General features: G+C 59.4%; 19 protein-coding genes. 4 read left to right on the forward strand and 15 right to left on the reverse strand.

Translation table 11 applies throughout. From position 1 onward, the window contains the following. Positions 1–205: 205 nt before the first annotated feature. Positions 206–910: a purine-nucleoside phosphorylase gene (gene deoD, locus ACEWPJ_RS12715; protein WP_416513471.1), complete on the forward strand. Its 705-nt coding sequence runs from the start codon at positions 206–208 to the stop codon at positions 908–910. Positions 911–961: 51 nt separating this feature from the next. Here the strand turns inward: deoD and ACEWPJ_RS12720 are convergent, their stop codons facing one another. The 15 genes from ACEWPJ_RS12720 to ACEWPJ_RS12790 form a co-directional block, all read right to left on the reverse strand. Next, on the reverse strand, positions 962–1,807 hold the full coding sequence (locus tag ACEWPJ_RS12720) for an urea carboxylase-associated family protein (protein WP_416513472.1): 846 nt from the start codon (positions 1,805–1,807) through the stop codon (positions 962–964). Positions 1,808–1,814: 7 nt separating this feature from the next. Further along, positions 1,815–2,006 carry a hypothetical protein gene (locus ACEWPJ_RS12725; protein WP_416513473.1) on the reverse strand — a complete coding sequence of 64 codons (192 nt, stop codon included), beginning with the start codon at positions 2,004–2,006 and terminating at the stop codon, positions 1,815–1,817. Between the two features lie 9 nt (positions 2,007–2,015). Next, positions 2,016–2,729 carry a ZIP family metal transporter gene (locus ACEWPJ_RS12730; protein ID WP_416513474.1) on the reverse strand — a complete coding sequence of 238 codons (714 nt, stop codon included), beginning with the start codon at positions 2,727–2,729 and terminating at the stop codon, positions 2,016–2,018. A 15-nt stretch (positions 2,730–2,744) separates the two neighbouring features. Further along, positions 2,745–3,524, reverse strand: a complete 780-nt coding sequence (locus tag ACEWPJ_RS12735) for a succinate dehydrogenase iron-sulfur subunit (protein WP_416513475.1) — start codon at positions 3,522–3,524, stop codon at positions 2,745–2,747. Between the two features lie 15 nt (positions 3,525–3,539). After that, a complete protein-coding gene (locus tag ACEWPJ_RS12740) occupies positions 3,540–3,983 on the reverse strand; it encodes a hypothetical protein (protein ID WP_416513476.1) in 444 nt (147 codons plus the stop codon). After that, on the reverse strand, positions 3,983–5,788 hold the full coding sequence (gene sdhA, locus ACEWPJ_RS12745; RefSeq protein ID WP_416513477.1) for a succinate dehydrogenase flavoprotein subunit: 1,806 nt from the start codon (positions 5,786–5,788) through the stop codon (positions 3,983–3,985). The genes ACEWPJ_RS12740 and sdhA overlap by 1 nt, the downstream gene beginning before the upstream one ends. A gap of 15 nt (positions 5,789–5,803) precedes the next feature. Beyond that, a complete protein-coding gene (gene sdhD / locus ACEWPJ_RS12750; RefSeq protein ID WP_416513478.1) occupies positions 5,804–6,184 on the reverse strand; it encodes a succinate dehydrogenase, hydrophobic membrane anchor protein in 381 nt (126 codons plus the stop codon). A 10-nt stretch (positions 6,185–6,194) separates the two neighbouring features. Continuing rightward, positions 6,195–6,581, reverse strand: a complete 387-nt coding sequence (gene sdhC / locus ACEWPJ_RS12755; protein WP_416513479.1) for a succinate dehydrogenase, cytochrome b556 subunit — start codon at positions 6,579–6,581, stop codon at positions 6,195–6,197. A 163-nt stretch (positions 6,582–6,744) separates the two neighbouring features. Further along, positions 6,745–7,476 carry a DUF4344 domain-containing metallopeptidase gene (locus ACEWPJ_RS12760; RefSeq protein WP_416513480.1) on the reverse strand — a complete coding sequence of 244 codons (732 nt, stop codon included), beginning with the start codon at positions 7,474–7,476 and terminating at the stop codon, positions 6,745–6,747. Between the two features lie 39 nt (positions 7,477–7,515). After that, entirely contained in the window at positions 7,516–8,184 is a 669-nt protein-coding gene (locus ACEWPJ_RS12765) for a DUF1194 domain-containing protein (RefSeq protein ID WP_416513481.1), read from the reverse strand. A gap of 36 nt (positions 8,185–8,220) precedes the next feature. Then, a complete protein-coding gene (locus ACEWPJ_RS12770; protein WP_416513482.1) occupies positions 8,221–9,264 on the reverse strand; it encodes a MaoC family dehydratase in 1,044 nt (347 codons plus the stop codon). After that, positions 9,264–9,467: a DUF1737 domain-containing protein gene (locus tag ACEWPJ_RS12775; protein ID WP_416513483.1), complete on the reverse strand. Its 204-nt coding sequence runs from the start codon at positions 9,465–9,467 to the stop codon at positions 9,264–9,266. Before ACEWPJ_RS12775 ends, ACEWPJ_RS12770 begins: the two co-directional genes overlap by 1 nt. Further along, on the reverse strand, positions 9,464–10,021 hold the full coding sequence (locus ACEWPJ_RS12780) for an NnrU family protein (protein ID WP_416513484.1): 558 nt from the start codon (positions 10,019–10,021) through the stop codon (positions 9,464–9,466). The genes ACEWPJ_RS12775 and ACEWPJ_RS12780 overlap by 4 nt, the downstream gene beginning before the upstream one ends. A 7-nt stretch (positions 10,022–10,028) precedes the next feature. Beyond that, positions 10,029–10,886 carry an HpcH/HpaI aldolase/citrate lyase family protein gene (locus ACEWPJ_RS12785; protein ID WP_416513485.1) on the reverse strand — a complete coding sequence of 286 codons (858 nt, stop codon included), beginning with the start codon at positions 10,884–10,886 and terminating at the stop codon, positions 10,029–10,031. Between the two features lie 90 nt (positions 10,887–10,976). Beyond that, positions 10,977–11,726 carry a sulfite exporter TauE/SafE family protein gene (locus ACEWPJ_RS12790; protein WP_416513486.1) on the reverse strand — a complete coding sequence of 250 codons (750 nt, stop codon included), beginning with the start codon at positions 11,724–11,726 and terminating at the stop codon, positions 10,977–10,979. Positions 11,727–11,964: 238 nt separating this feature from the next. Here ACEWPJ_RS12790 and ACEWPJ_RS12795 point away from each other — a divergent pair, with 238 nt between their 5' ends. The 3 genes from ACEWPJ_RS12795 (at position 11,965) to sucC (ending at position 15,407) form a co-directional block, all read left to right on the forward strand. Then, positions 11,965–12,831 (forward strand): PRC-barrel domain-containing protein, encoded by an 867-nt coding sequence (locus ACEWPJ_RS12795; protein ID WP_416513487.1) that lies wholly within the window; start codon positions 11,965–11,967, stop codon positions 12,829–12,831. 156 nt (positions 12,832–12,987) lie between these two features. Continuing rightward, positions 12,988–13,950, forward strand: coding sequence for a malate dehydrogenase (gene mdh, locus ACEWPJ_RS12800; protein WP_416513488.1), 963 nt, complete (start codon positions 12,988–12,990; stop codon positions 13,948–13,950). Positions 13,951–14,213: 263 nt separating this feature from the next. Beyond that, positions 14,214–15,407: an ADP-forming succinate--CoA ligase subunit beta gene (gene sucC, locus ACEWPJ_RS12805; protein WP_416513489.1), complete on the forward strand. Its 1,194-nt coding sequence runs from the start codon at positions 14,214–14,216 to the stop codon at positions 15,405–15,407. The last annotated feature ends 59 nt before the right edge of the window (positions 15,408–15,466 follow it).

A 15,466-nucleotide genomic window follows, 5' to 3' on the forward strand; every position in this document is an offset into this window, starting at 1 on the left:
GCACGGCTGGTCATCAGCCCCGATGTCGCCGCATCAAAATGGGATCAAGCGACGGCTGGTATAGGCTTTGTGGAGGAAAGTATAGGACGATCTTGTCGCGGCCTTGCCCAATCGGTTCACGATCCACATCCCGCTTTTTCGCGTCCGAGGGCATTTCCATCCCGCCCCACCCCGTTATAGTCATCAGAAATCAGCGAGGGCCAAAATGACCATTCACATCGGTGCAAACGCCGGCGATATCGCCGAAACCGTCCTTCTTCCGGGCGATCCCTACCGCGCGAAATGGGCGGCAGAGAATTTTCTGGAAGACGCCAAACTGGTCAACGAAGTTCGCGGAATGCTCGCCTTTACAGGCACTTACAATGGCAACCCGGTGACGATCCACGGCTCCGGCATGGGCATGCCAAGCCTGTCGATCTACGTCAACGAACTGATCCGCGACTACGAAGCCAAAACCCTGATCCGCATCGGATCTTGCGGCGGCATGCAGGATCACGTGGGCCTGCGCGATGTGATTCTGGCGATGACGGCCAGCAGCCTTTCCACACCCTCCCGCGGCATCTTCAAGGAACTGAACTTCGCCCCTTGCGCTGACTGGTCGCTTTTACGCGCCGCCGTAGCTGCGGCTGAAAGCAAAGGGACAAATACCCATGTGGGCGGCATCTATTCATCCGACGTCTTTTACGACGAACGCCCTGATTTGAATGAACAAATGGTGCGCCACGGAATTCTGGGGGTCGAGATGGAGGCCGCCGAACTCTACAACCTTGCCGCACGTCACAGCATCCGCGCACTGGCTGTCCTCACCGTCTCCGATCACCTCGGCACCGGAGAGGCGCTGCCCTCAGATCAACGTGAAAAGAGCTTTGGCGACATGGTCGAAATCGCCCTCGAAGCTGCCTTCGCCTGACAGTTTCATCTTGCCCGAAATACTCCCGCCGGAGGCATGAAATCTCTTCATTCACCGCCCGTGGCTGCGGTCGTATCCGTTGACTGTGGGCGACTCCCACCCCGACAGCGCACCTTCTTTCGGCTCAAAAACCTCGACCAGTAGCGGGTAGCATGGCGTTGTGTCGCTTGAATGCTCCGCCCCGCAATCCCCGCCGGGGCAGGCCGACAACGCGCCCAAAAGGTCGATTTCCGCGAAGAACTCAATGTAGTCACCGGGCCGCACCGGGCTTGCTTTCATAAAATACTGCCCGGTATCCCGCGTGAAGCCGGTACACATAAAGACGTTCAACACGTCATGAACCAACGGCTCCGCCTCGGTCGGCTCAATATCAAGCGCGTCGGCCAATGCACGGGTCAGGTTGGAATGACAGCAGTGATGATATTGCCCCCCGGCCAACAGGTTATGCGTGTAAGGATCGCACCGCGTTCCGATCACGTCATGGACAGAGCCACCGAATGCGTCGATCCCATACCAGCCAAGCGTATCCTCGACGATCGTCGCCATCGGTCGCAGAGCCGGAAAGCTCGACCAAAGCCTGTCACCTGTCGTGACGTGGGTTCCGTGTAGAGCCCTTGTTTTTCCTGAATAAAACCGCTCCGTCAAATTCTGCGCGTTCCAGAGGTTAAGGTCGCCCACTTGCGGCCCTTCGACGCTCGTGATGCGGAAAAACTGCCCTGCGGGAACGCCGAAACAGCTTGCCTCGCGAGGGGCCACGACAACCTCGTCGACCTTCTTCGCCCCCTGACGCGCGGCCCGATAGCCCGCCAGATCGGGTGCGGGCAAGGTATCCACTGGATAGCAAATCACGGGCGCAATCTCGCGGCGGGCGGCGGCATCGTCGGGGCGGGTCGTCATTTGCGGATCACTCCTTTGAGGGGCGCATACATATCTTTGGCATTTTGCCGCCCGGGGTGTCCATCTCTGCGCCACAGGCCGCGCAGACGTGGCGGGTTCCGCCATCCCGCGCACGCCAACGGCACATGCGCGTCCGTTCGGTTCGCATCAGATACATACCGACAAAGATCAGGATAATGATGATCGGGACGAGTGCCATAGCGCCGCCCTACCCGACCAGCAAATGCCCCGCAAGACCAAGCAGGAACCCCGCGACCGCGCCAAGCGGCGGTGCGCGGTGGTTTTCCAGAACCGCTTGCGGCGCGACATCTTCGAACAGCAGGTAAAGAATGCCGCCGCTCGCAAACACCATGATCGCCCCAAGCACCGCTGGAACGTCGCGCAAGACCTCCATCCCGAACCACGCCGCCAAGGGGCCCGCTGGCACCACCAGGACAAAAAGCAACAACAACCGTCCGCGAGGGATCGCATTGCTTGCGTCAATCTCTCGATATGCGTTGAAACCTTCGGGCAGGTTCTGGATCGCGATGATTCCGGCCAGAAGGTATGCGGTGTTCGGATCGTAGGCGAGCAAAGCGCCAAGCGCCGCGGCCTCTGGCACATAGTCGAGCATCATTGCCATGAACTGCGCACCATGCCCGCCCCGCGCGCTAAGCCAGCTGTCGACCGCGAAAAAGCTGACGCCACCCGCCGCGAAAAGAAAAAGCGACCAGAAGGATGTCAAACGCTCCGTCCCCTCGGGGATCAGGACAAGCGCGATGGCGGAAAACAACGCTCCGCCGCCAAAGGCGATGACGGTATGGCGGAACTCTTCCTCAAGCCAGCGCGGGTTGATGCGTTCGACCGAGGCAAGCACCGCACCGATGGGGATCGTGACCCCGGCCAGCGTGGCAAGCAAAAGGGCGAGTGCGATATCGCTCATCCCGCGCCCCTCGCGTTAGACCGTGCGTTCGACCATCATCTTTTTGATCTCGGCAATCGCCTTGGCGGGGTTCAGCCCTTTCGGGCATGTTTTTGTGCAATTCATGATCGTGTGGCAGCGATAAAGCTTGAATGGATCTTCGAGGTCGTCCAACCGCTCCCCGGTTGCTTCGTCCCGGCTGTCGATGATCCAGCGATACGCGTGGAGAAGCGCCGCCGGACCGAGGTAACGATCACCGTTCCACCAGTAACTTGGGCAAGAGGTCGAACAACTCGCGCACATCACGCATTCATATAGCCCGTCGAGCTTTTTGCGGTCTTCGATTGACTGCTTCCACTCTTTCGCGGGGCGGTTCGTCTTGGTTTCCAGCCACGGCATGATGCTTGCGTGCTGGGCGTAGAAGTGCGTCAGGTCCGGGATCAGATCGCGCACCACGGGCATATGCGGCAGGGGGTAAATCTTAACGTCCCCGTCGATTTCATCCATGCCGTAGATGCAGGCGAGCGTATTTATTCCGTCGATATTCATCGCGCAAGATCCGCAGATGCCTTCACGACAGGACCGGCGGAAGGTGAGGGTCGGGTCGATCTCATTCTTGATCTTGATCAGCGCGTCCAGAACCATCGGCCCGCAGGTATCCATGTCGACGAAATAGGTATCGACCGACGGGTTCTTACCGTCTTCCTCGTTCCAGCGGTAAATCTGGAATTTGCGGACATTCGTCGCACCCTCAGGCTTGGGCCATGTCTTGCCCGTCGTCATACGAGAGTTCTTTGGGAGCGTCAGTTGAACCATGACCTCTACCTTTCGTTATGCGTTTGCAAGCGCGGCCCGGTGTTCTTTCCGGATCACGAGTTTCAGGCCAGACCAGATTTCGTCCACCGCGCAGACCTTTACATCAACCAAAATGTCGGTGAGCGCGCGGTTGCGGATCGTGTCTTCGGTCACGTCCGTCGGAACTTTAGAGGCTTTCTTGGGCCAAGACACCCAGATCATGCCGTCGGGTTTGATATTCGACTTCAGCGCCGGAACCGCTGCATCGACAACCGCCGCGCTGTCGGTGAACAGATGCACATAGTCGAGCATCTTGTCCTTCAGCGCCGTCCAGTCGGCAACTTGCGATAGGTAAGAGAATGCCCGCGCCTCGGTCAGATGGGACAGGCTTTCCGGCAGCCCGGCAAAGGCCACCGCCTGCCCGTCTTTCAACCCCAGCTTTTTTGCCAGTGGGGTGCCGGAATATCCCGCATCTTGCATCAGAACGTCCGCGCCTTGGGGGCGATTTTCTTCGGTTCGATCCCGCCCTCGGCCGGGGTTGTCAGCGGATCTTTTACAACAGGGCGGTAGGTCAGATCGACCTTGTTGCCATCGACGCGCGAAATCGTATGGACGCGCCAGTTCTTGTCGTCACGCTCCGAATAATCCTCATGCGCGTGGGCACCCCGGCTTTCATGCCGCGCCTCGGCCCCGTGGATTGTGGCGAGCGCGTTCGGCATCAGGTTGGTCAGTTCAAGCGTTTCCATCAGGTCAGAGTTCCAGATCAGCGAGCGGTCCGTCACCTTGATGTCATCCAGCTTGCCCGCGATTTCGGTCATCTTCTTGACGCCATCGGCCAAGGTCTTGGACGCCCGGAAAACCGCCGCGTCCTGCTGCATGGTCTTCTGCATCTCAAGCCGCAGATCAGCAGTCGGTGTTTGACCCTTGGCGTTCCGCAGCCCGTCGAACCGATCAAACGCGGCATCAACCGATGCGGTGTTAAGTGCGGGGTTCGACGATTCCGGATCAACAACCTTGCCCGCCCGGATCGCTGCCGCACGGCCAAACACCACAAGGTCGATCAGCGAATTCGACCCCAACCGGTTCGCACCATGAACCGAAGCACAACCCGCCTCGCCCACGGCCATCAGGCCGGGAACGACGGCGTTCGGATCTTCCTTCGTGGGGTTCAGCACTTCGCCCCAGTAATTCGTCGGCACCCCGCCCATGTTGTAGTGAACAGTCGGAATGACAGGGATCGGCTCCTTCGTCACGTCAACGCCCGCAAATATCTTGGCAGATTCGGAAATCCCCGGCAGGCGTTCGGCAAGCGCTTCGGCAGGCAGGTGATTGAGGTTGAGGTGGATGTGGTCGCCCTCTTCTCCGACCCCGCGCCCTTCGCGGATTTCCATCGTCATTGAGCGGGACACGTAATCCCGCGGCGCGAGGTCTTTGTATTGTGGGGCGTAGCGTTCCATGAACCGCTCACCTTCGGAGTTGGTGAGGTATCCGCCCTCGCCCCGAGCGCCTTCGGTGATCAGGCAGCCGGAGCCATAGATGCCGGTCGGGTGGAACTGCACGAACTCCATGTCCTGCAGGGCAAGCCCGGCGCGCGCCACCATCCCGCCGCCGTCGCCGGTGCAGGTATGGGCCGATGTTGCGCTGAAATAGGCGCGGCCATAGCCACCCGTGGCCAGCACCACCATCTTGGCGTTGAAGACGTGCATCGTGCCATCGTCAAGCTTCCAGCAGACGACGCCCTGACACTCTCCATCGTCCGACATAATCAGATCGATCGCGAAATATTCGACGTAGAATTCGGCGTTGTTTTTCAGGGACTGTCCGTAGAGCGTATGCAGAATCGCGTGCCCCGTCCGGTCTGCCGCCGCACAAGTGCGCTGCACCGCAGGGCCTTCGCCGAATTCGGTCGTGTGGCCGCCGAACGGTCGCTGATAGATCTTGCCCTCTTCCGTTCGGGAAAACGGCACACCGTAATGTTCAAGCTCATAAACTGCCTTGGGCGCTTCGCGCGCCAGATACTCCATCGCGTCGGTATCGCCCAGCCAGTCTGACCCCTTCACGGTGTCATACATGTGCCACTGCCAATGGTCGGGGCCCATGTTCGATAGGCTTGCGGCGATGCCGCCCTGCGCCGCAACCGTGTGCGACCGCGTCGGGAAAACCTTAGTCACGCAAGCCGTGCGCAACCCTTGCTCTGCCATACCAAGCGTTGCCCGCAACCCGGCCCCACCAGCGCCCACGACGACGACGTCATAGGTGTGCGTTTCGTATTCGTATGAAGACATCAGGAAACTCCGAAATCAGGCGATAAGGGCGAGTTTGACAAGCGCGAAGATGGCGGTGATCGCCGCCGCACGCCAGATCAGCGCATTCACGATCAGGCAGCGCAGGCGCAGGCGATGGCCGCTGATGTAATCTTCGATCACGACCTGCAGTCCCAACCGCAGATGGCTGAACAGCGCGAGGATGAACATCACCGCGATCACGGCATGAACTGGATTGGCATAGCGGGCAATCATCGCCTCATACCCTTCGCCAAGCACCGGGGCGAACCCCCAGAGGAACAGCAGCGACAGCGGGATGAGCGCGATGGCAGTCAGGCGCTGTGATACGAAATGCTCGGTCCCGGATTTGGCGGAACCAAGGCCAGCGACGCGTTTATAATCGGTCTTGTAAGACATGCTGTTCCCCTCAGACCGCAAGTATGATGCTGATGATGGTCATCACGACGGATGCGCCGACAGCGATCCAACCGCTCCGGGCGCTTTCGCCAATGCCAAGGCCAACGACCGCATCCCAGCGCAAGTGGCGAATGCCGTTGAAAAAGTGAAACCAAAAGGCCCAAAGCGACGCGACAAGGATCAAAACCCCGAACCAAGACGACAGCACCCCATCGACGAAGTTGAAGTAATCCGCCCCAATCGCCGCAGCCGCAAACCACCAGACGATCAGCAGCGCCGCCAGCGACAACCCGACCCCGGTGATCCGATGTAATATCGACAGCATAGATGTGATTTGCGGTCGATAAACAGAGATATGAGGAGAGAGCGGCCTGTTGCCCCGGTTCACGTCTGCCATGGGTGTCCCCTTCAGGTAAAACTGCCTTAGCTACGAGTCGCCCCATAAATACTGATAATTTCGGCAGTGTCACGGGCTGCCACGCAATCTGCGCCGCCATTTTCGGACAAAATGTCGCATTTTCGACCTATGTGATCACAGTATTTACTTGCGTGATCACAGATTACTCTGCCGGAGCAAGGCTGCGCAGGCGTTCCTCAAATTCGGCGCAGATGGTGATTTGTTTCGCTTCGGGATTGTAGAAAGCGTTGGGTTCGCCGCAAGACTCTACGGTGATCGAAAGGGATTCGGGCAGCGCGAAGGATTCATTCAACGCTGCGACCTCGTCCCGCACGGTACGGGCGGTCAGGCTGTCGGGATCGGCTGCCTCGAATTGCAACGTTTCGCCCGGTGCACCGACCTCAAGGTCCCCCAGAACTGCGCCCCAACTGTCGGCGGCCAGTTCAAACTCCTCCTCGCAGCTGTCGGCCCGCTCTTGGGGCAAGTCGAGATCTGCCGCGACATCCTCCCGCTCCTCTGGATTGGCGCCGTAGAACAAGCACACCAGATTGTAGTAGCGTTGCAGATCGGCGCCGTGAACATCCCAGTACGCCGGCTCTCCCCCTTCTGCGGCCATCGCGTCTGCTTCACCCAGAAATCCAAACGCCGCTTCGTAAGTTAGCGAAACAGCCGAATCCTCCTCAAACAGCGCGTCGATCAACAGAACGCTCAGCACGTCAGCGGCGTCTTCTTCCTGACCGAATACCGGCAACGCCATGATGTCGATCAGCGCATGGCCAAGCTCATGATACAGGACGGCGATCAGGTTACCTTCGACAAAGGCGTCGGTCTGTTCATCCGCATGTGCGGCAGGCGACAACAGAATGAGAACGCCTGCGAGCAATGATGTTTTCATACTGAAAGTTCCTCCAAAATCCTTTGTGGGATCAAGCCATCAGTCAATGCTCGACACCTGTTCGGTCGTTTCGCGGATCAATTTGCGCTGCATTCGTTCCGGATATTCGTTGAAACCGTTGGCCGTCACAACAAAGGCGCCATCCCCCATGATGACGTTTTCCCAGAAATAGGCGGTCAGATCCTCTTCCGCCCCTTCGATGACCAAGGCGTTTACGGTGATCTCAGCCTTTCGCAGTTCGGGATGCACGTCGAGCGGGGGAGTCCCTTCGTTCGACCGGCCATCGCCTGACACGTCGATCACCCGGCGCTTGCAGATGGGGCCGTTGTCAAATTGGGTAGCTGAGAACCTAAGCGCCTCGCCGACGGCGGTGGAATAGTCCCGCCACGCCCGCGGCGCGTGTTCGACGGCGTTCGCGAACGCCTCAACCGCTTCGAAATCGTTGACAGCGGTCCAGCCCACGGCGACCGTCTGGCGCGATGTGCCGGACCATTGAACGACCGTCACCCACGCATTCGCCCGCACCAGCGCTTCGGACACAATCCCGTCACGCAACCCGTTCGCCAGCCCTTGCATCTGGATCGCGTATTCGATGTGATCGACAGAACCTGAGATATCGACGGCCAACACCAGCGCCAGATCGCACGCCTTGGCGGGCGTGGCCGTCAGAAGGGTCAGGGACAGTGCCGAAGCAACAAGCGATCGCATGAGGATAACGTTATCACGCCGCCCCTAACCTCGCTATCACATCGGCATCAGCGCCCAATAGTCGAGGTCAAGCAGCACTTCAGGCAGGTACTTCCCGTCCTCACCCCGCAATTTGCACAGACCGCCCCCGGCAAGACTGCGTGTCGCCACGAGCCGCAGCCGTATCGCACCAACGCCCGGCGCGTCCGTCTCGGCTTTGTCCAGAACCTCTGACCATGCGCGAATGGTATCCCCGGCATGGCAGGGGTTTGCGTGCGCCCCGCCGTTCAGCCCGACGATCATCTGCGCATTGGCCAACCCGTTGAACGACAGCGCCCGTGCCATCGAAATCACGTGGCCGCCATAGATCAACCGCTTGCGATCCTCACGCGCCCACGCATCGAAGTGAACCTTGGCGGTGTTCTGCCAAAGCCGCGTGGCGAGCATATGCTCCGCCTCTTCAACGGTGACGCCGTCGACGTGATGGATCGTCTCGCCCACCTCGTAATCGCCCCAGCGATGCGGTTCTCCGGCGAGAGTGAAATCGTAATTGGTAAAATCAAGCCCCTTGGGGATTTTCAGATCGCTTGCCGGCACGACCTCCGCAAGCTCCGGCACGACGGCCTTCGGCGCGGGCGCATCCACATCGCGTTTGCGCACCATCACCCAGCGGACATAGTCCAGCACAACCTCATCATGCTGGTTCAGCCCGCGCGACCGCACCCAGACCACGCCGGTTTTCCCGTTGGAGTTTTGCTTGACCCCGATCACTTCGCTTTCCGAGCGGATCGTGTCACCGGGCCAGACCGGGTGATGCCAGCGCCCCTCGGCATAGCCAAGATTTGCCACCGCGTTCAGCGAAATATCGGGCACCGTCTTGCCGAACACAACATGGAAGGCGATCAAATCGTCCAACGGGCTGAACGGCAGCCCGCAATCTTGCGCGAACTGGTCCGACGAATAAAGCGCGTGTCGCGCCGGGTAGAGCGCGTGATACAGCGCCCTTTCCCCCATCTTGATCGTCCGCGGCACCGCATGGCGGATTACCTGGCCGACGGTGTAGTCCTCAAAAAAGCGACCGAGGTTGGTTTTTTCGGCCATCACTGCGCGCCCAGTTTCAGATCGGGGTGATAATCGCCCTCAACCTCTTTCACAACCGCTTGTCCGCAGCGCATCACGCCATTGGCAGAGTCAAATGCGTAGGTGGGGTCGCCGTGCAGCGCCCATCCCTTGTTCAGCGCTTCTGTCACCTTGTGGCAAAAGGCAGACGTGTCATCCTCGGTCAGCAATCGATATAGCTTCATGCGTAAGTTCCCAGAAATGGATTGTAACCCAGCCAGATGTGAATGCCGGCGATGATCGCATAGAGGGCAAGCGCGATGACGACATTCTTGCCGTCTTTCGCAATCGGCCCGGGCGCCGGGGCGGTCCACGGTCCTTCGGCGCGGTTGATCAGAGCCATCTCGGCAATAGCCCACAGCCCCAGCCCACCGAACAACACGACCGACGCTTGGTCCCCGTTCACCAACAAATGCGCGACTGCCCATGTGAGCATTCCGAGCAGCATCGGGTGGCGCAGCTTCGACGCAACAACTCCCTTGGCGCTACCCGCGCCGAACAGGAACAACGATACCAGCATCAGCAGGTTGTTGAGGTGTCCCATGCCCGCAACCGGATCGTAGACCGCGTTCCAATCGGCGCCGCGATAGCCGATCACCATCAGAACCACACTCAGCAGGATCATCAGGGCGATCGGCCCTTTGCCTTTATCGCCCATCGCGACGCGCGGTCCCGGCGCAAGCCTTTTAAAGAAATGTGCACCCACCCAAAGGGCGAGTCCTAGGATCAGGAGTATCATGGTCGCCTCATGCGTTTTCCAACTCGGCAATCGCCTCTGCCTTGGACAAAGTTTGCCGCGCGGTCACGATATGCAGATTTTCGACGATCTTGCCATCCACAACCGCAACGCCCTTGCCCGCAGCCTCGGCTTCTTCGAATGCTTCGATCTGTCGCCGGGCAAGGTCGATTTCTTCGTCGGTCGGGGCGAAGGCAGCGTTCGCGATGGCGACTTGCGCAGGGTGGATCAGGGTTTTGCCGTCAAACCCCATATCGCGCCCCTGCTCGCATTCCGCGCGCAGGCCGTCCTCATCCTTGAACGCGTTATAGACGCCATCGACAGCCACGATCCCGTGCGCCCGCGCCGCCAGCAGACAGAGCTGCAGCGACGTCTGCATCGGTAAGCGATCAGAGCGGAAGCGACACCCAAGTTCTTTCGCAAGGTCATTCGTGCCCATCACGAAACCGGCCATCCGCGGATGGGCCGCGATTTCGGCGGCGTTCAGCATCCCCAGCGGGGTTTCCATCATCGCCCAGATCGGCATGTCTCCGACGATCTCCGCCAGCGCATCGACATCCGCAGCACGGTCGACTTTGGGCAGTAGCACCGCGTCCGCGTCCATATTGCGCGCGGCCTCGGCATCTTTCGCGCCCCAATCGGTGTCGAGCCCGTTGATCCGAACAATCCGGGCCCGCGGGCCGAACCCGCCTGCGCCCAGCGCCCCTGCCAAAGTCGTGCGGGCGTTGTCCTTCTCCTCGGCGGCAACCGCATCTTCCAGATCAAAGATGATCGCATCGACCGGCAGGGTCTTCACCTTCTCCATCGCGCGGGTGTTTGAACTTGGGATATAAAGGACAGATCGATAGGGCCGCGCGGGTTGGGACATGATTCCTCCAAAGGCAATATTGTTGCGCAAAGCATCACACCCGCGCACCAAATGGCAAGGGTCGATATGCCGCATCGCAGAAATTGCCGATTACGTCAGCGCATCCCAGATCAGTTTCGCCCCCGAAAGGACGAGGAACACGTATGTGATCGCGAAATAGGTCCGCTCGGATAGGGCGTGATGACATTTGACGCCCAGCCAAACGCCAAATACCGCAACCGGGATCAGCAGAAGGTCGGCAACCAGCGTGTCCCAGCTAAAGATGCCGAGCATAGCGTAGGGCACGAACTTCACCATATTGATGACCCAGAACACAATCACGGTCGTGGCCTGATAGGTGGTTTTGCCGAGCCCTTGCGCCAGCAGGTAGACCGCCGCAGGCGGCCCGCCCGCGTGGCTGATGAAGCTGGTGAACCCGGCGACGATACCGGCGATTGGCCCGACCCACGCGGGCAGCCTCCGCGCGCCCTCCATCCTTGCGCGCCCGAACAGGCGCCAAAGAACGAACCCGATTGCGATAACACCAATCAGCAGCCGAAACAGATCCGGGTCAGCAACGGAATAGAACACCGCCCCTAACGCCACGCCGGGAAGCGACGCAAGGATCAGAACGCGGGCGTGCGGAACGCTCCACTTCCGCCAGTAGGGCTTTAGCGCAGTCACATCCATCAGCATCAAAAGCGGCAGCATCAACCCAATCGCGGCCCCCGGATCAAGCACAAGCGCCAGTAGTGGCGTCGCCGCGAAGGCCGCCCCCGAGCCAAAGCCGCCCTTGGACACCCCGGCGAAGATCACCGCCGGTATCGCCAGCGCGAAAAAGTATGCGTTAAGCTCGATCACTCCTGCCCCGGTTCAGCACCAAACGCGCCCGACATACACCATCGCGCGGCGGAGCGGTATCGTTTTCCATGTCCTTGAAAATCAACCATAAGGCGATGAAAAATAGCGCCTATAACGCGCGAACCTTGCGTTCGGTTCCCCCTAAAAACAGCAATATTTTTGCGGAACTCGCACCGCTCCTCTGGGTTTCAATTCCATACCGGGCGCAATGCCCGCGCAACCTAACCGGAGGACTAAAATGAAACGCCTACTTACAACCGCTGCAACCGCACTGGTGCTCGGAACTTCGGCCTTTGCAGAGAGCCATTCTGCGATGGGCCAATATGAATTTCAGGCTGGTCAGGACTTTTATGCCTCTGACCTGATTGGCATGCGCATCTATAGCAGCGAAGCCGAAGTCGACGCGTCGATGGAAGTTGCTGACGGTGCCGAAACTGAATGGGACGACATCGGCGAAATCAACGACCTGATCGTTGATGCTGACGGCAAAGTTCAAGCCGTGATTATCGGTGTCGGCGGGTTCCTTGGTATTGGCGAGAAAGACGTCGCCATGACGATGGACCAAATTAAGATTCTGCGTGAAGAAGGCGACAGCAATGACCGCTTCCTCGTTGTGAACGCGTCGCAGGAAATGCTGGAAAACGCCCCGTCCTATGAACGTGACATGGCGCAAGCGGACATGACAGACGACCCGACCCTCGCTGAAACCAACGAAGAAGTTGCTGAAGGCGCGGTAGAGGAAGCACCTGCCGAAGACGCTGAAATGGCGGAAGACCGCATGATGCTGACCCCGCCGGATGTCCGTCGCGACGGCTATGCCACGACAATGCTTGACGAACTCAACACCGAAGACCTTACCGGCGCCCGTGTCTATGGCATCAACGACGAAGATGTCGGTGAAATCGGCGAGTTGATCGTGGATACCGACGGTCAGATCGAAAAAGCCGTGATTGATGTTGGCGGTTTCCTCGGCATTGGCGAAAAACACATCGCCGTGACGCTGGACGAGCTGAATATCCAGCGCTCTGACGACGGGGCTGACCTGCGGGTCTACATCGACTCCACCCAAGAGGCGCTGGAACAGCAGCCTTCGTATGAAGGGTAAGCCGTCCACAGCGTGCTGACAGAATGGCCGGTCTTTTACGCGACCGGCCTTTTTCATTTCCTTGGCGTCGTGCGGATGTGCCGCGTTCCCCGCGCTTGCAAGCGTTGCGGGATTTGAGTAGGCATCCCCCAACCAAAACCCACCGGAGACTCAATCATGGCTCGACCCAAAATCGCCCTTATCGGCGCGGGACAAATCGGGGGCACACTCGCCCATCTGGCTGCAATGAAAGAACTTGGCGATGTTGTCCTTTTCGACATTGCCGAAGGCGTGCCGGAAGGCAAAGCGCTCGACATCGCCGAATCCGGCCCCGCCGAAGGCTTTGACGCCGAACTGAAGGGCACGCAGGACTACGCCGATATCGCGGGGGCCGATGTCTGCATCGTGACCGCCGGCGTCCCCCGCAAACCGGGGATGAGCCGCGACGACCTGCTCGGCATCAACCTCAAGGTTATGAAATCCGTCGGCGAAGGCATCGCGAAACACGCGCCGAACGCCTTTGTCATCTGCATTACCAACCCGCTTGACGCAATGGTCTGGGCGCTGCGCGAATTTTCCGGCCTGCCGCATGAAAAAGTCTGCGGCATGGCGGGTGTGCTCGACTCTGCCCGCTTCCGCCACTTCCTTGCGCTGGAATTCGGCGTGTCGATGCGCGATGTGTCGGCCTTCGTTCTGGGCGGCCATGGCGATACGATGGTGCCGCTCGTGCGTTATTCGACTGTTGGTGGCATTCCCCTGCCCGACCTCGTGAAAATGGGGTGGACCACGCAGGAAAAACTCGACGCGATCGTGCAGCGCACCCGCGACGGTGGTGCCGAAATCGTTGGCCTGCTGAAAACCGGATCGGCTTTCTACGCCCCCGCCACCAGCGCCATCGAAATGGCCGAAGCCTATCTCAAGGATCAAAAACGTGTTCTGCCCTGTGCCGCATGGGTCGACGGCGCGCTTGGCCTCAAGGGCATGTATGTCGGCGTTCCGACTGTGATCGGCAAAGACGGCATCGAACGGGTCATCGACATCAAGATGTCGAAGGACGAACAAGCCATGTTCGACAAATCCGTCGACGCTGTCAAAGGTCTGGTCAAGGCGTGCAAGGGCATCGACGAAAGCCTCGCTTAACCGCACCGACCTTATTTCCAAAGGGCGCGTCATTACGGCGCGTCCTTTTTCGTTAACGCGCAAATTCACTGATTCTTAGCTGATAGCGCTACCGACCGCAGCAATTCGCACCCCGTCGCGCCATTTGTGATCACACGGATATTGCGTGTGATCACATAGTGTGGATTTTCCACATTTTTCGCACCTTTCTTGCAATTTACCGTTTAAAGCCGCGGCGAGGTCCGCTTAGTTGATCGGGAACAGCAGAAAGATGGGACAGTTTCATGAACATACATGAATACCAGGCGAAAGCATTGCTCCGCGACTATGGCGCTCCGGTTTCCGACGGTCGCGTCGTCACGCGCGCCGAGGATGCCAAGACCGCCGCTGGCGAAATGGACGGGCCACTTTGGGTCGTCAAAGCGCAAATTCACGCAGGTGGCCGCGGCAAAGGCAAATTCAAAGAAGCCGGAGCGGGTGAGCAAGGCGGTGTGCGTCTCGCGAAATCCGTTGAGGAAGCTGCCGAGGAAGCCCGCAAGATGCTGGGCCGCACCCTCGTCACACATCAGACCGGCCCCGCCGGGAAGCAGGTGAACCGCATTTATATCGAGGACGGGTCCGGCATCGAAACCGAACTCTACCTCGCGCTGCTTGTGGATCGCCAGACCTCGCGCATCAGCTTTGTCTGCTCGACCGAGGGCGGCATGGACATCGAAGAAGTCGCAGCAGAAACGCCTGACAAGATCCTTTCCTTCTCCGTCGATCCAGCGACCGGCTACCAGCCGTTCCACGGTCGCCGCGTTGCCTTTGCGCTGGGGCTGAAAGGCCAACAGATCAAGCAATGCGTCGGCCTGATGGGGCTGCTTTACAAAGCCTTCGTCGAGAAAGACATGGAGATGCTTGAGATCAACCCCCTGATCGTCACCGACTCCGGCGACCTCAAGGTGCTTGACGCCAAGGTTGGGTTTGACGGCAACGCAGTCTATCGCCACTCCGACGTCGCCGCCCTGCGGGATGAGACCGAAGAAGACCCGAAAGAACTCGCCGCATCGAAATACGACCTGAACTACATCGCGCTTGATGGCGAGATCGGCTGCATGGTCAACGGCGCGGGCCTTGCGATGGCGACGATGGACATCATCAAGCTTTACGGCTCCGAACCTGCCAACTTCCTTGACGTGGGCGGTGGTGCAACGACCGAAAAAGTGACCGAGGCGTTCAAGATCATCACCTCAGATCCGCAGGTCAAAGGCATCCTCGTCAACATCTTCGGCGGCATCATGCGCTGCGACGTCATCGCCGAGGGCGTGGTCGCGGCAGTGAAAGAAGTCGGCCTGCAAGTCCCCCTCGTCGTCCGCCTTGAAGGCACCAACGTCGACAAGGGCAAAGAGATCATCAACACCAGCGGACTGAACGTGATCGCTGCGGATGATCTAAAGGATGGAGCCGAGAAGATCGTGAAGGCGGTGAAGGGGTGATTGGGCTTCTTGGAAAAGGTCCGGGGGACCTTTTCGCCCAATCACGGGCGGAGCCCCGG

This window comes from Aliiroseovarius sp. YM-037 (genome assembly GCF_048060095.1).
Classification (GTDB): domain Bacteria; phylum Pseudomonadota; class Alphaproteobacteria; order Rhodobacterales; family Rhodobacteraceae; genus JBLUOA01.

Bases quoted from the DNA above. Each gene is read 5' to 3' on its own strand.
- deoD (WP_416513471.1), top strand. From the start codon at position 206: ATGACCATTCACATCGGTGCAAACGCCGGCGATATCGCCGAAACCGTC.
- ACEWPJ_RS12720 (WP_416513472.1), bottom strand. From the start codon at position 1,807: ATGACGACCCGCCCCGACGATGCCGCCGCCCGCCGCGAGATTGCGCCC.
- ACEWPJ_RS12725 (WP_416513473.1), bottom strand. From the start codon at position 2,006: ATGGCACTCGTCCCGATCATCATTATCCTGATCTTTGTCGGTATGTAT.
- ACEWPJ_RS12730 (WP_416513474.1), bottom strand. From the start codon at position 2,729: ATGAGCGATATCGCACTCGCCCTTTTGCTTGCCACGCTGGCCGGGGTC.
- ACEWPJ_RS12735 (WP_416513475.1), bottom strand. From the start codon at position 3,524: ATGGTTCAACTGACGCTCCCAAAGAACTCTCGTATGACGACGGGCAAG.
- ACEWPJ_RS12740 (WP_416513476.1), bottom strand. From the start codon at position 3,983: ATGCAAGATGCGGGATATTCCGGCACCCCACTGGCAAAAAAGCTGGGG.
- sdhA (WP_416513477.1), bottom strand. From the start codon at position 5,788: ATGTCTTCATACGAATACGAAACGCACACCTATGACGTCGTCGTCGTG.
- sdhD (WP_416513478.1), bottom strand. From the start codon at position 6,184: ATGTCTTACAAGACCGATTATAAACGCGTCGCTGGCCTTGGTTCCGCC.
- sdhC (WP_416513479.1), bottom strand. From the start codon at position 6,581: ATGGCAGACGTGAACCGGGGCAACAGGCCGCTCTCTCCTCATATCTCT.
- ACEWPJ_RS12760 (WP_416513480.1), bottom strand. From the start codon at position 7,476: ATGAAAACATCATTGCTCGCAGGCGTTCTCATTCTGTTGTCGCCTGCC.
- ACEWPJ_RS12765 (WP_416513481.1), bottom strand. From the start codon at position 8,184: ATGCGATCGCTTGTTGCTTCGGCACTGTCCCTGACCCTTCTGACGGCC.
- ACEWPJ_RS12770 (WP_416513482.1), bottom strand. From the start codon at position 9,264: ATGGCCGAAAAAACCAACCTCGGTCGCTTTTTTGAGGACTACACCGTC.
- ACEWPJ_RS12775 (WP_416513483.1), bottom strand. From the start codon at position 9,467: ATGAAGCTATATCGATTGCTGACCGAGGATGACACGTCTGCCTTTTGC.
- ACEWPJ_RS12780 (WP_416513484.1), bottom strand. From the start codon at position 10,021: ATGATACTCCTGATCCTAGGACTCGCCCTTTGGGTGGGTGCACATTTC.
- ACEWPJ_RS12785 (WP_416513485.1), bottom strand. From the start codon at position 10,886: ATGTCCCAACCCGCGCGGCCCTATCGATCTGTCCTTTATATCCCAAGT.
- ACEWPJ_RS12795 (WP_416513487.1), top strand. From the start codon at position 11,965: ATGAAACGCCTACTTACAACCGCTGCAACCGCACTGGTGCTCGGAACT.
- mdh (WP_416513488.1), top strand. From the start codon at position 12,988: ATGGCTCGACCCAAAATCGCCCTTATCGGCGCGGGACAAATCGGGGGC.
- sucC (WP_416513489.1), top strand. From the start codon at position 14,214: ATGAACATACATGAATACCAGGCGAAAGCATTGCTCCGCGACTATGGC.